The sequence below is a fragment of the Bacillus sp. DX4.1 genome (assembly GCF_030348195.1).
GTDB lineage: Bacteria > Bacillota > Bacilli > Bacillales > Bacillaceae_G > Bacillus_A.
Genome location: NZ_JAUCFT010000008.1, coordinates 3852080 through 3865921, shown reverse-complemented (window position 1 = coordinate 3865921; position 13842 = coordinate 3852080). Strand labels below are relative to the sequence as shown.

General features: G+C 37.9%; 13 protein-coding genes. 11 read left to right on the top strand and 2 right to left on the bottom strand.

Going from position 1 to position 13842, the window contains the following annotated elements; all coding sequences use genetic code 11:
• The first annotated feature begins 65 nt into the window (after positions 1-65).
• The 3 genes from QUF99_RS22710 (at position 66) to QUF99_RS22700 (ending at position 4115) form a co-directional block, all read left to right on the top strand.
• Positions 66-665, top strand: coding sequence for a helix-hairpin-helix domain-containing protein (locus QUF99_RS22710; protein ID WP_289373074.1), 600 nt, complete (start codon positions 66-68; stop codon positions 663-665).
• Between the two features lie 221 nt (positions 666-886).
• Positions 887-1444 carry a ComE operon protein 2 gene (locus QUF99_RS22705; RefSeq protein ID WP_289373072.1) on the top strand — a complete coding sequence of 186 codons (558 nt, stop codon included), beginning with the start codon at positions 887-889 and terminating at the stop codon, positions 1442-1444.
• Positions 1445-1811: 367 nt separating this feature from the next.
• Positions 1812-4115 carry a DNA internalization-related competence protein ComEC/Rec2 gene (locus QUF99_RS22700; RefSeq protein ID WP_289373070.1) on the top strand — a complete coding sequence of 768 codons (2304 nt, stop codon included), beginning with the start codon at positions 1812-1814 and terminating at the stop codon, positions 4113-4115.
• A gap of 116 nt (positions 4116-4231) precedes the next feature.
• Here the strand turns inward: QUF99_RS22700 and QUF99_RS22695 are convergent, their stop codons facing one another.
• Positions 4232-4366, bottom strand: a complete 135-nt coding sequence (locus QUF99_RS22695) for a YqzM family protein (RefSeq protein ID WP_001001652.1) — start codon at positions 4364-4366, stop codon at positions 4232-4234.
• 450 nt (positions 4367-4816) lie between these two features.
• Between QUF99_RS22695 and holA the strand changes: the two genes are divergently transcribed.
• The gene (gene holA / locus QUF99_RS22690; protein ID WP_289373068.1) at positions 4817-5830 is read left to right on the top strand and encodes a DNA polymerase III subunit delta; all 1014 of its coding nucleotides are present in this window, start codon (positions 4817-4819) and stop codon (positions 5828-5830) included.
• Positions 5831-6297: 467 nt separating this feature from the next.
• Here holA and rpsT read toward each other — a convergent pair whose 3' ends face one another.
• Complete coding sequence (gene rpsT, locus QUF99_RS22685; RefSeq protein ID WP_286121997.1) at positions 6298-6555, bottom strand: 30S ribosomal protein S20; 258 nt, start codon at positions 6553-6555, stop codon at positions 6298-6300.
• Positions 6556-6736: 181 nt separating this feature from the next.
• On the opposite strand from rpsT, the gene gpr reads away from it, so the two are divergent.
• The 7 genes from gpr (at position 6737) to grpE (ending at position 13823) form a co-directional block, all read left to right on the top strand.
• Complete coding sequence (gene gpr / locus QUF99_RS22680; protein WP_289373067.1) at positions 6737-7840, top strand: GPR endopeptidase; 1104 nt, start codon at positions 6737-6739, stop codon at positions 7838-7840.
• On the top strand, positions 7785-8213 hold the full coding sequence (locus QUF99_RS22675; RefSeq protein ID WP_483298615.1) for a DUF3679 domain-containing protein: 429 nt from the start codon (positions 7785-7787) through the stop codon (positions 8211-8213). The genes gpr and QUF99_RS22675 overlap by 56 nt, the downstream gene beginning before the upstream one ends.
• Positions 8214-8413: 200 nt before the next feature.
• The gene (lepA, locus tag QUF99_RS22670; protein WP_289373066.1) at positions 8414-10237 is read left to right on the top strand and encodes an elongation factor 4; all 1824 of its coding nucleotides are present in this window, start codon (positions 8414-8416) and stop codon (positions 10235-10237) included.
• A gap of 66 nt (positions 10238-10303) precedes the next feature.
• Positions 10304-10672, top strand: a complete 369-nt coding sequence (locus QUF99_RS22665; protein ID WP_289373065.1) for a winged helix-turn-helix transcriptional regulator — start codon at positions 10304-10306, stop codon at positions 10670-10672.
• A gap of 52 nt (positions 10673-10724) precedes the next feature.
• Positions 10725-11864 carry a radical SAM family heme chaperone HemW gene (gene hemW / locus QUF99_RS22660; protein WP_289373064.1) on the top strand — a complete coding sequence of 380 codons (1140 nt, stop codon included), beginning with the start codon at positions 10725-10727 and terminating at the stop codon, positions 11862-11864.
• 248 nt (positions 11865-12112) lie between these two features.
• A complete protein-coding gene (hrcA, locus tag QUF99_RS22655) occupies positions 12113-13144 on the top strand; it encodes a heat-inducible transcriptional repressor HrcA (RefSeq protein ID WP_289373062.1) in 1032 nt (343 codons plus the stop codon).
• A gap of 109 nt (positions 13145-13253) precedes the next feature.
• Positions 13254-13823, top strand: coding sequence for a nucleotide exchange factor GrpE (gene grpE, locus QUF99_RS22650; protein WP_289373060.1), 570 nt, complete (start codon positions 13254-13256; stop codon positions 13821-13823).
• Positions 13824-13842 lie beyond the last annotated feature (19 nt).

Below are 13842 nucleotides of genomic sequence, written 5' to 3'. Positions count from 1 at the left end.
CTTCGTAACATCTTTCTCCTAAACAATATGAATCATGTTGTGAAATTATGAATTGGAGGTATAAAATGATGATGAATTTTCAAAAGAAGTGGTTTGCTTTATTAGGGGCTATCGGAGTAGTTTTTTTATTATTTATATGGCAGACAAAGCACCAACCTAAGCAGCAAGTCGTAAAACTGGAAACAAATGAGAAGGCTGAAGAGAAGAAAAGTAAATTGAAATTAGAAGAGTCAAAACAACAGAAAAAAACAATTATGATTGATATAAAAGGAGCTGTGCACCGTGAAGGCGTATATGAGTTGCAAACTGGAGCACGTGTAAAGGATAGCATTGAAAAAGCAGGAGGTTTTTTACCAGAAGCAGATGTAGCAAAGGTGAACTTAGCGCAGGTCGTTCAAGATCAAATGCTACTTTATGTTCCGAAAAAAGGAGATCAGGTACAGGGAACTAGTCCGTCTTCACAACAAGAGGAGAAAATTCAAATTAATGCTGCATCAAAAGAGCAGCTTGAAAAAATACCGGGTATTGGACCTCGAAAAGCAGAAAATATTATGAAATATCGTGAGCAGCGTGGGCCGTTTCAAAAAGTAGAAGATTTATTGGAAGTGGATGGAATCGGAGAAAAGTCTCTTGAAAAAATAAAAGATCAAATAATTATTCCATAAAAGATTGACGAACTTTTTCCTCTTTCGCTACACTACAAGTACGTGTTCAAAAAGGAGGATAAAGAGAGCCGAGTAGTTTGAGGTGCGGAAGCCCGGAGGATACGGAGTGTAGATTGGACTACATGAGTACCGGAGTGACGATGTAGCGAAGAAATGCGACAGCTATCTTTACCGGACTTTTTGAACTTCCTTTATAAGTAGATGGAAAAGTAGGTGAAGATATGGAACGAATTTCTTGGGATCAATATTTTATGACGCAAAGCCATTTGTTATCACTGCGTAGCACATGTACAAGGCTTGCGGTAGGGGCGACAATTGTTCGTGATAAGCGAATTATTGCAGGTGGATATAATGGTTCAATTACAGGTGGTGTGCATTGTATAGACGATGGTTGTTATGTCATTGATAATCATTGCGTCCGTACCATTCATGCGGAGATGAATGCGCTGTTGCAATGTGCTAAATTTGGTGCAAAAACAGAAGGTGCAGAAATTTATGTCACGCATTTTCCTTGTTTGCAATGCTGTAAAGCGATTATTCAAAGTGGTATTACGGCTGTGTATTATGCGCAAGACTATAAAAACCATCCGTATGCTGTTGAATTATTCCAGCAAGCAAATGTAGAAGTGAAGCATGTCCCGCTTGAATATGATATTACAACGTTAGAACAGCAACAACGTATTATACAAGTAAAAGAACTTTTTGCATCTTTAGAGAAAGATGATCTTACAATGGATGAATTACAACAAGTATTCGCTAAAGCAAAGGGTATGCTGTAAGTGCTTGTTCAAAAAGGAGGATAAAGAGAGCCGAGTAGCTCGAGGCGCGGAAGCCGGAAGGATACAGAGTGTAGATTGAACTATATAAATACAAATTAAAAAACCGACATAAAACCCTTCTTTTTAGGTGAAAGAGAGCATCCGGCCATGCATAGAAGCGGTCAGATCCTTTTCCTGCCCAGACATAGTGAAAACAAAGAGAGAAAACGAGTGCAGGTCACCTTTTGTTATCCATAGCCGCGGCTTATATGTCGAAAAATCAAAATGGATTTATATACATGAGTACCGGAGTGGTGACGTAACGAAGAAATGCGATAGCTATCTTTACCGGACTTTCTAAACATCTTCTGTAAGGGGGGAGTATGAGTTGCGTGGACAATGGGGGTATGTTGCAATTTCGTTTGCTATAGGGATTGCAACAGCCTGTTCCTCATTTTCAATGTTGTATATGAGTTTGTTTGGCTGTTATATCCTGTTTTGTATATATCGAAATTCTCGTCAAGTCCTCCTTATATGTATCCTCACATATATAGTTAGTTCTTTCTACGTTTCATATATAGAAAGGAAAAACCATCCTCGACAATCTTTAAACAGTGAAACTGTAAAAGGTGTTATTCAAACATCCCCTCTGATAAACGGTGATCGACTTTCTTTTCAAATAGAGGTAAGTGATAGAGATACGTTGCAACTCTTTTATAAAATACAGTCGTATGAACAAAAAGAAAGCTTGAAGCAGTTGCGGATTGGCATGAGCTGTACGTTCAATGGGAAATTAAAGGAACCACCGCAGGCACGGAATTTTTATGGGTTTGACTATCGTGATTATTTATACAAGCAACAGATTCATTTTTTATTTGAGGCGGGAGCGATTTCAAATTGTGTGCAAGAATCTTCAACGTTTATGCAGTGGATATTTTCAATGCGGCAAAGCGCGGTTTCATCGGTTGAAGAAATGTTCCCCGGACAAACTGGAGCGTTTATGAATGCTTTAGTATTTGGAGATCGGCAACTGATGTCATTTGAAGTAGAAGAACAATATCAACAATTTGGTCTTATCCATCTTTTGGCGATTTCAGGTTCGCATATTGTGCTGCTAATTGCAATTGGGTATTTTATTTTACTGCGAATCGGAATGACACGGGAAATGACCACGATTTGCCTCATTGTTTGTATTCCTTTGTATATGTTTTTAGCAGGGGCTTCTCCATCTGTCGTACGAGCCTCTGTAACGGGGGTAATGTTATTAGCTACATTGATGCATTCTGTTCGTGTTTCAAGCTTAGATGCCCTTAGTATAACGGCTATGCTGATGTTTTTATATAACCCTTATGTGTTATTTGATATTGGATTTCAATTTTCGTTTGTTGGTAGTTTTGCACTATTACTTTCAGCGAGTCGGCTTTTACATCGTGAAAATGGCCTCATTCGAAATGCAATCTATCTTTCGGTTATTTCACAGCTTGCTAGTACTCCTATTTTATTATATCATTTCGGTTATTTTTCCCCATACAGTGTTCTTCTCAATATGATATATGTCCCGTTCTTATCTTGTTTTGTGTTGCCTTGTTGCCTTGTTATTCTTGTTTGTATGTTAGTTGTCCCCTCTGTATCTACATGGATTGCGCATGGATTATCAGTGTGTTTAACGTTTTCAAATGATGTTCTTCAGTATTGTGAAACCCTCCCGTTTATCCGTCTTATTTTTGGGCAACCCCCTCCGTTCCTTGTGGCTGTATATTGTTTTAGTATTATTTGTGTATTCATTTTTTGGGAAGGATTGATTGGGAAGAAATTTCGGCTTCTCTTTGTGAGTCTTTTTCTCTGTATCAGTATATGTCATTACATCTCTTCTTATTTTCGTGCCAGTGGAAGTGTTACTTTTATTGATGTTGGACAAGGAGATGCGATTTTGATCCGTTTGCCGTATGAAAAGGGGGTCTATCTCATTGATACAGGGGGAACCCTTCCGATAAAAAAAGAAAAATGGCAAAAGAAAAAGCATGAGTTTTCTGTTGGACATGATATACTCCTTCCGTTTTTACAAAAAGAAGGTGTTAGAAAGATTGATAAGCTAATTGTAACGCATGGGGATGCTGATCATATGGGAGCAGCAAAAGAGTTAGTACAGTCTATCGCTGTGGAAGAGATTGTATTTGGAACGAAGATAGCAGAAACACCGCTAGAGAAGGAATTGAAGCGGTTTGCCAAGCAAAAGCATATACGGACGAAAATTGTAGGGAAAGGGGAAAGTTGGCGAGAGGGCGGAGCATTGTTCTCTGTTTTATTACCAGAAGGACGAGAGAAGGGAGATAATGATACATCGATTGTGTTACAGGCCAAATTAGGTGGATTCACATGGCTGTTTACAGGGGATTTAGAGGAAAAAGGAGAAAAAAATTTCATAGAGCAGTATCCACAGTTACAAGCTGATATTTTAAAGGTGGGTCATCATGGGAGTAAAACATCATCGTCATCCGTTTTTTTAGATCATATTCAGCCGCAAAAAGCGATTATTTCGGTAGGAGATCGGAATCGCTATGGTCATCCGCATCAGGAAGTTTTAGAGCGTCTTGTGGAAAGGGGCATTGATGTATGGCGAACCGATGAGCAAGGGGCTATTGTATATATTTTTCAAGGAGAACGGGGAACGTTTCACAGTAAATTGACATAGGATGAAGCATAGTAAAAAAGAAGGCTGCTATTAGCAACCTTTAAGATGAAGTTCAAAAAGTCCGGTACTCATGTAGCGCAATCTACACTCCGTATCCTCCTTTTTGAACACGCACTTTAAGAACCAATAAATTTAATAATTGTAGCAATAATAAAAAGTGTTGCGAAAAAACCAAATGAAACGATAAAACCTACCCCTGAATCAATAGCGTCATTGCGTTTGCTTTGAACGTTTTGTTCAAATTCATTCATTTAGAATCCCTCCCCCAACATTCCATTTTAGTATAAAATATTGTCAGAAAAAAATCTACAATTTCCATATGAAGATAATATAGAACATATTCATTTGAAAAAAAGGAATGCATTCCGTACGAATAGTGAACCGAAATTTCATTTATTTCACTAACGATCCGTATAGATAAAAAAATCTACAATGATGGAAGATACATTTCTCGACTTATTAGCAAAATAATAGTTAACTTCCAAGTGTGTTAACAGTTGGCATTTATACTTATACAACTACTGTAAATAATACAAGTAAGGTGGTCACCGCTCATCAATAAGATTCCCGGGGCTTATTGAGTGGCGTTTTATATAGATAAAGGGGCAGGTAACAGCGCCTGTTCCTTTGTACTTACTTGTAAAACGAAAGATACCGCATTAGTATAAAGATATATTGTTGAGTTAGGGAGTAGGAAAAGTATGAGTGATATACATAAGAAAATTAAAAAAAAGCAGTTTGCACCATTGTACTTATTATATGGAACAGAAGCGTATTTTATAAATGAAACGATAAAGCTTGTAACATCTGAAGCATTGGCTGAAGAGGATCGAGAGTTTAATGTTGTAACGTACGATTTAGAAGAAGCGTACTTAGAAGACGTGATAGAGGATGCACGAACGCTTCCTTTTTTTGGAGAGCGCAAAATAATACTTATAAAGTCTCCGTTATTTTTAACATCACAAAAAGAAAAATTAGAACAAAATATAAAGATTTTAGAGGAGTATATTGCTGAACCATCTCCCTTTTCAATTGTTGTATTTGTCGCTCCATATGAAAAGCTAGATGAACGCAAAAAAATCACGAAATTATTAAAGAAAACAGCTGATGTAGTGGAAGCAAATGCGATGCAAGTACAGGATGTCCGTAAATGGATTGTAGCCCGTGCAGACGAAGTGCATGTTCATATAGAGGAAGCAGCCGTTAGTTTACTTTTAGAGCTTGTAGGGGGCAACGTAACGATGCTGTCGAAGGAAATGGATAAGTTGACCCTTTATGTTGGTATGGGCGGTGAAATTACGACAAAACTCGTGGCAGAGCTTGTGCCAAAATCAGTCGAACAAAACGTATTTGCTTTAACAGAAAAAGTAGTAAAAAAAGATATTGCTGGTGCTATGCAAATTTTAGACGGATTGTTTACGCAGCAAGAGGAGCCGATTAAACTATTGGCATTATTGGTAAGTCAATTTCGCTTATTGTATCAAGTGAAAGAATTGCAACAGCGCGGATATGGACAAAATCAAATTGCCTCACATATTGGTGTCCATCCGTACCGAGTGAAATTAGCGATGAATCAAACGAAATTCTTCTCATTTGAAGAATTGAAAAAAGTGATTTTTGAGTTAGCTGAAGCAGATTATAGTATGAAGACGGGGAAAATGGACAAGAAACTTGTTTTAGAATTTTTCTTAATGCGTTTAAATCAAAATGGATAAAATAAAAGCGGAGGCAGTTCGCTCAGAATCGCAGGTCATTGGAGCACTCGACCGAGAAGCGCTCTTGGCTTCGATCAAGAGTGTGAAATGGCCGGAGATTCTAGCTGCCATAGCTGGATAAAATAAAAGCGGAGGCAGTTCGCTCAGAATCGCAGGTCATTGGAGCACTCGACCGAGAAGCGCTCTTGGCTTCGATCAAGAGTGTGAAATGGCCGGAGATTCTAGCTGCCATAGCTGGATAAAATAAAAAAAGTTCATGCCATTCGTTGTGTGGACTTTTTTCTATGCCATGGAACAGATTGGTGTAAATAAGAGAGGGGAATACAATGGAGTTTTCTTCATTCCCTGCTGATCATTATCCCTCACCTAACTTCTTTGCTTCCTGCCGAAATTTAAGGTGGGGATATTACTGACTGTTAATACGGGATAAATAAAAAAACGACCCAAATGGATCGTTTTTAAACGCCTTACGCGTTTACTTTTTTCGCTAAGCGAGATTTTTGACGAGAAGCAACGTTTTGGTGGATAAGACCTTTACGAGCTGCTTTGTCAAGTTTTTTAGAAGCAGTTTTGAAAGCTTCTTTAGCTGTTTCAAGATCGTTATTAGTAACTAAAGCTTCTACAGTTTTAACAGCAGAACGCATGTCAGATTTGATAGAAGCGTTATGTGAACGACGCTCTTCGCTAAGTTTAGCGCGTTTGATAGCAGATTTAATGTTTGCCATACTTTTCACCTCCCTGGTGCGATCGAGTGACTCGATACTTACATAGAACAAGTGATATTCTATCAAACGGAGAAGATAATTGCAATAGTGAGATCAATGAAATTTCATGTAAGGGAAAGAATGACTGTATATAATTTTGGGAAATCTAACGATATTTACTATTAATCGCGGAGGAGATACGATGAAAGAACCATTGGATTTAAGTAAATATGCTGTTAGGACAGACCTTGCAGTAGAGGCGCATCAAATGTTACAAGAACGTCAGCAAGAACAAACGGGAATTCAAGGCGTTATTGTAAAAGAGCGAGAAGAAGAAGGAATTATCATTACAAAAGTAATCATTGATGAGAGTGCTTCTGAATCAATGGGCAAGAAACCTGGAAATTATTTAACGCTTGAAGTGCAAGGGATTCGTCAACAAGATACAGAATTGCAGAAAAAAGTGGAACGTATTTTTGCGAAAGAGTTTTCTTATTTATTAGAAGAAATTGGAATTAACAAGGAAGCAAGCTGTTTAATTGTTGGATTAGGGAACTGGAATGTAACACCGGATGCGCTGGGACCGATCGTTGTAGAGAATGTGCTTGTGACGCGCCATTTATTTAAGTTACAGCCTGAAAGTGTAGAAGAAGGGTTTCGGCCCGTCAGTGCGATTCGACCAGGTGTGATGGGGATTACAGGTATTGAAACAAGTGATGTCATTTACGGCATCATTGAAAAAACAAAGCCGGATTTTGTGATTGCAATTGACGCCCTTGCTGCACGTTCCATTGAACGCGTAAATAGTACGATACAAATTTCAGATACAGGTATTCATCCAGGGTCTGGCGTGGGTAATAAACGAAAAGAGTTGAGTAAAGAAACGCTTGGTATCCCCGTTATCGCAATTGGTGTTCCGACAGTTGTTGATGCGGTTTCGATTACGAGTGATACAATTGATTTTATTTTAAAGCATTTTGGACGTGAACTGAAAGTAGGAGACAAGCCGTCTCGTTCTTTATTACCAGCTGGTTTTACATTTGGAGAAAAGAAGAAATTAACGGAAGAAGATATGCCGGATGAAAAAAGCCGAAATATGTTTTTAGGAGCAGTAGGCACGTTAGAAGACGAAGAAAAGCGAAAATTGATATATGAAGTATTAGCCCCACTTGGTCATAATTTAATGGTGACACCAAAAGAAGTGGATGCATTTATTGAAGATATGGCAAATGTAATCGCGAGCGGTTTAAATGCGGCGCTGCATCATCAGGTCGATCAAGATAATACAGGAGCATACACGCATTGACGAAAAGGAGCGAACAAATTTGAGTCGATTTACGCTCCGGTGTATGAGTATTGTCATTCTCTTTCTTTTTGTCATGTTCGTTGGTATGGGAATCACGAACTATGGTTTAAAAAGTATGAAGGGTTATCGTAATCCAACGTATGAACAAATTGCTCACATGACAGGAACAGCGAATGGAAGCGTTGAGACAGAGATTTTAGGAGGGGTGTTTTCGGCTATTGAAAAGCAAAAGCAGCTGGAAGGTCTGAAGAGCTTTAATGTTATAGAAGGATTTGGGAGAGGACTTGCATCATTCACTCAAAATATTGCTCGGTTTAGCACAGACACAATAATTGGAAAGATAAAAGAGATTTTTTACCAATTTGAAGAATAAAAAACGGTTGTCTTATCTTAATTGTAAGACAACCGTTTTTCTGTTGGAAAAAGATTTGTCTCTTATACTTTACTTGCATATGATAAAAACAGGATGATTTGTCTTTCACATGGCACGAGTTTTCATTGAATCTTTGCTGTTGTATTGATATAATCAGTGCTAGTGTATATTGGCGAGACTATTAGGAGTTGAGAACATAGATGAATAAAGAAGAAAGAGCAAAAAGGCAGTCCAAAATTCGTAACTTCTCTATCATTGCTCACATTGATCACGGAAAATCAACGTTGGCAGATCGTATTTTGGAGAAAACAAACGCGTTAACACAGCGCGAAATGAAAGCTCAATTACTTGACTCTATGGATTTAGAGCGCGAGCGTGGAATTACAATTAAATTAAATGCAGTTCAATTAACGTATAAAGCGAAAGACGGCGAAGAGTATATCCTTCACCTTATTGATACACCAGGACACGTCGATTTTACATACGAGGTATCTCGTAGTTTAGCGGCTTGTGAAGGTGCGATTCTTGTTGTCGATGCAGCGCAAGGGATTGAAGCGCAAACGTTAGCAAACGTATATTTAGCACTTGATAACGAGTTAGAAATTTTACCGGTTATTAATAAAATTGATTTACCAAGTGCAGATCCAGAGCGCGTACGTCAAGAAGTAGAAGACGTAATTGGTTTAGATGCATCAGAAGCTGTACTTGCTTCAGCGAAAGCTGGTATCGGAATCGAAGAGATTTTAGAGCAAATCGTTGAAAAAGTACCAGCTCCAGCAGGGGACTCTGAAGAACCGTTGCAATGTATGATTTTCGACTCTTTATATGACCCATACCGTGGTGTGATTGCTTACATCCGTGTTGTAAACGGTACAGTAAAAGTTGGCGATAAAGTACGTATGATGGCGACTGGTAAAGAATTTGAAGTAACGGAAGTAGGCGTATTCACACCGAAAACAACGCAACGCGAGGAGTTAACAGTAGGTGATGTAGGATTCTTAGCAGCATCTATTAAAAACGTAGGCGATACGCGTGTTGGTGATACAATTACACATGCAAAACGTCCAGCTGCAGAAGCGTTACCAGGTTATCGTAAATTAAACCCGATGGTATTCTGTGGTTTATATCCAATCGATTCTGCACGTTATAATGATTTACGTGATGCGTTAGAAAAGCTAGAATTAAACGATTCTGCTCTTGAGTTTGAACCAGAAACATCTCAAGCACTTGGATTTGGTTTCCGCTGTGGATTCTTAGGATTACTTCACATGGAAATTATTCAAGAACGTATTGAGCGTGAATTTAAAATTGATTTAATTACAACTGCACCAAGCGTTATTTACAAAGTGCATTTAACAAATGGAGACGAGATGATTGTAGATAACCCATCTAATATGCCGGATCCTCAAACAATCGATCGTGTGGAAGAACCATTTGTAAAAGCGACTGTTATGGTTCCGAACGATTACGTTGGAGCTGTAATGGAAATTTGCCAAGGGAAACGTGGTACATTCTTTGATATGCAATACTTAGATGAAACACGTGTTACGTTGACATATGAAATTCCACTTTCTGAAATCGTATACGACTTCTTTGATCAATTGAAGTCTAATACGAAAGGTTATGCATCATTTGACTACGAGTTAATCGGCTATAAACCGTCTAAACTTGTGAAGATGGATATTTTATTAAATAACGAAAATGTGGATGCTTTATCTTTCATTGTGCATCGTGATTCTGCATATGACCGTGGTAAAGTAATCGTAGAAAAGTTAAAAGAGTTAATTCCAAGGCAACAGTTTGAAGTACCTATTCAAGCGACGATTGGGAACAAAGTTGTAGCGCGTTCTACAATTAAAGCGATGCGTAAAAACGTACTTGCAAAATGTTACGGTGGTGACATTTCTCGTAAACGTAAACTTCTTGATAAGCAAAAAGAAGGTAAAAAACGTATGAAGTCTGTTGGTTCTGTAGAAGTACCACAAGAAGCATTTATGGCTGTATTGAAAATGGATGATAATTAATAAAACAAAAAGAAGCCGTTTGTACGGCTTCTTTTTGTTAGTATGCTGAAAGTTAGGAGACTGTCGATGTCTGAGAACATTCGAAAAGAAATTCAAGATAAAATTCAAAATGGTGATTTTAATTGTGAGAAGGAATTGACGCTTTCTATTATTAGTGGAAAGTGGAAGGTTGTGATTTTGTGGCATTTAGGAGTAGAGGGATCCCATCGTTTTAGTGAGTTACAACGTTTGTTTCCAAATATTTCACATAAAGTATTGTCCAATCAATTGAAAGAATTAATAGAAGATGGAATTATTAATCGTGCTGTGTACCCGGAAGTACCTCCGCGCGTAGAATACTCTATGACGGACCTAGGCATGACACTTTTACCAATCGTTGAAATGATGTATGATTGGGGGAAAATGCGAATGGAACAAATTCGCACAGGGTTATAGAAGTAAATAAGCCTCTGAAGTGTGGTTTTTTTTAGAAAGGTAGGAGCATAGTTTGATACAAGCTGCATATATTCATATCCCATTTTGCCAGCATATTTGTCACTATTGTGATTTTAACAAAGTATTTATTGAACGTCAGCCGGTTGATAAATATTTACAATACTTAGAGAAAGAAATTATAAATACAGTCGAAAAAGTACCATTTGAGAACATGAAGACGATTTTTGTTGGCGGTGGAACGCCAACGGCACTAAATATGGAACAGACAGAAAAACTACTTGCTATTATTAATCGTCGTTTACGTCCATTTGCGCCGAATTGTGAAATAACTTTTGAAGCAAATCCGGGAGATTTACCAAAAGAGAAATTAAATCTTCTACTGGATGGCGGTGTAAATCGGATTAGTTTTGGTGTTCAAACTTTCCGAGATGAATTGTTACAGAAAATTGGGCGCGGACACACGAAGGAAGATGCATTCTTAGCGATTCATGAAGCGCAGGAAGTTGGTTTTACAAATATTAATGTCGATTTAATATATGCACTGCCAACACAAACGATAGAAGATGTAAAAGAAACGTTGGAAATTGCATTCACACTTGGTGTACAACATTTCTCTGCGTATTCCCTTATTGTTGAACCGAAAACGGTCTTTTATAACTTAATGAATAAAGGGAAATTGAGACTTCCAGGAGAAGATCACGAAGCAAAAATGTATGAAATTGTGATGGACGAAATGGAGAAACATGGTTATAAACAGTATGAGATTAGTAATTTTTCAATAGAAGGCTATGAAAGTAGACATAATCTCACATACTGGAATAATGAAGCGTATTATGGTTTTGGAGCTGGAGCCCATAGTTACGTAAATGGTCAACGGATTCAAAATGTTGGACCGTTGAAACAATACTTCTCCAAAATTGATGAGACAGGATTCCCGTATTTAGATATCCATGAAGTAACAAGAAAAGAACAAATGGAAGAAGAGTTATTTTTAGGATTGCGAAAAACAGCAGGAGTTTCTAAGTTAGAATTTATGAAGAAATTTGGCGTAGAGATGAATGAAATATTTGGGAAGCAGTTGCTCGATAATAAAAAACATGGATTGCTTGAGGAAGCAAATACACACGTCTCCCTAACAAGAAAAGGAAAGCTACTCGGGAATGAAGTGTTTCAATCATTTTTAATGGATTAACTTGGTATAAAGCGATTGGTAAAAAGTTTCATTTCCCCTGCTCTAACGGACGGTACAAAGAAGTGAAGCGAGGGGAACCGTCTGTTAGAGCTCGATTGGTTCAACTAATTAGCGGTGGGAAAATCACCTCTGCTAAAAGTTTCACTTTATTTCATGACGTTTCCGTTGACAATTGAATGTCAATTTTGGTAAGTTATTAATAGATTTAGCACTCGAAGACAAAGAGTGCTAACAGAGGTGATGATGAGATGCTTACGGAACGTCAGCTCTTAATTTTACAGACGATTATCGATGACTTTATCGGATCAGCGCAACCTGTTGGATCAAGAACGTTGGCTAAGAAAGAAGAAATTACATTTAGTTCAGCTACTATTCGAAATGAAATGGCTGATTTAGAAGAACTTGGGTTTATTGAAAAGACACACAGTTCTTCTGGACGTGTCCCTTCCGAGAAAGGGTATCGATTTTATGTGGATCATCTTTTAGCACCGCAACATGTACCGAGTGAAGATATTGTACAGATTAAAGACCTGTTTGCTGAAAGAATTTTTGAAGCGGAAAAAATTGCACAGCAATCCGCTCAAATTTTATCAGAACTTACGAATTATACGGCGATTGTTCTTGGGCCAAAAGTGAGTACAAATAAGTTAAAAAATGTACAAATTGTTCCACTGGGTCATCAAACAGCGGTCGCAATTATTGTCACTGACACAGGACATGTGCAAAGTAAAACGATTACCGTTCCGGAATCTGTTGATTTATCAGATTTAGAAAAAATGGTTAACATTTTAAATGATAAGCTATCTGGTGTACCGATGGCAGAATTGCATAACAAAATCTTTAAAGAAATTGTGATGGTTCTGCGTCAATATGTCCACAATTATGATAGTGCTATGAAAATGTTGGATGGTACATTTCAAGTTCCTTTGTCGGAAAAAATATATTTTGGTGGAAAAGCAAATATGCTTTCACAGCCGGAGTTTCACGACATTCAAAAAATGCGCTCCTTGCTAACAATGATTGACAATGAAGCTGAATTTTATGATATTTTGCGCAACAAGCAAGTGGGCATTCAAGTGAAAATTGGCCGTGAAAATTCTTCGACAGCTATGGAAGATTGCAGCTTGATTTCTGCAACGTACTCCATTGGAGAGGAACAGCTTGGAACGATTGCAATTCTAGGACCAACGAGAATGCAATACTCTCGCGTGATTAGTTTGTTACAATTGTTTACAAGACAATTTACAGATGGTTTAAATGGATTTTATAAATCAAAATAATAAAAACTACTGGCAGTGCATTTTTTCACTGTTGGTGTGTAAGTATACAAATTGTGCTCGGATTCGCGCGTTTTGTGCGGGTCCTGTGCTTTTTAAGGAGGTGAAATTTGTGGAAGAGCGTAATGAACAAGTGGTAGAAGAAGTAAAAGAAGCACAAACAGAAGAAGCTGTTACAACAGAAAACAGTGAAGAAACTGTAGTAGAAGAAAAAAGTGAAGCTGCTCTTTTACAAGAAAGAGTAGATGAACTGCAAGCGAAACTGACGGAAACGGAAGGTCGCACGCTTCGTTTACAAGCTGATTTTGAAAACTATAAGCGCCGCGTTCAACTTGATAAGCAAGCGGCTGAAAAATATAGATCACAAAGTCTTGTGTCAGATATTTTACCAGCTCTTGATAACTTTGAAAGAGCAATGCAAGTGGAAGCAAATGATGAGCAGATGAAGTCCTTATTACAAGGAATGGACATGGTATATCGTCAATTGTTAGAAGCGCTGACAAAAGAAGGTGTTGAGGCGATTGAAGCGGTTGGAAAACCGTTTGATCCGCACGAACATCAAGCTGTTATGCAAGTAGAAGACAGTGCATTCGAATCAAACGCGGTCGTAGAAGAATTCCAAAAAGGTTACAAGTTAAAAGATCGTGTGATTCGCCCATCAATGGTAAAAGTAAATCAATAATTACATAAATGTAGGAGGT

Bases quoted from the DNA above. Each gene is read 5' to 3' on its own strand.
- QUF99_RS22710 (WP_289373074.1), top strand. From the start codon at position 66: ATGATGATGAATTTTCAAAAGAAGTGGTTTGCTTTATTAGGGGCTATC.
- QUF99_RS22705 (WP_289373072.1), top strand. From the start codon at position 887: ATGGAACGAATTTCTTGGGATCAATATTTTATGACGCAAAGCCATTTG.
- QUF99_RS22695 (WP_001001652.1), bottom strand. From the start codon at position 4,366: ATGAATGAATTTGAACAAAACGTTCAAAGCAAACGCAATGACGCTATT.
- holA (WP_289373068.1), top strand. From the start codon at position 4,817: ATGAGTGATATACATAAGAAAATTAAAAAAAAGCAGTTTGCACCATTG.
- rpsT (WP_286121997.1), bottom strand. From the start codon at position 6,555: ATGGCAAACATTAAATCTGCTATCAAACGCGCTAAACTTAGCGAAGAG.
- gpr (WP_289373067.1), top strand. From the start codon at position 6,737: ATGAAAGAACCATTGGATTTAAGTAAATATGCTGTTAGGACAGACCTT.
- QUF99_RS22675 (WP_483298615.1), top strand. From the start codon at position 7,785: ATGCGGCGCTGCATCATCAGGTCGATCAAGATAATACAGGAGCATACA.
- lepA (WP_289373066.1), top strand. From the start codon at position 8,414: ATGAATAAAGAAGAAAGAGCAAAAAGGCAGTCCAAAATTCGTAACTTC.
- QUF99_RS22665 (WP_289373065.1), top strand. From the start codon at position 10,304: ATGTCTGAGAACATTCGAAAAGAAATTCAAGATAAAATTCAAAATGGT.
- hrcA (WP_289373062.1), top strand. From the start codon at position 12,113: ATGCTTACGGAACGTCAGCTCTTAATTTTACAGACGATTATCGATGAC.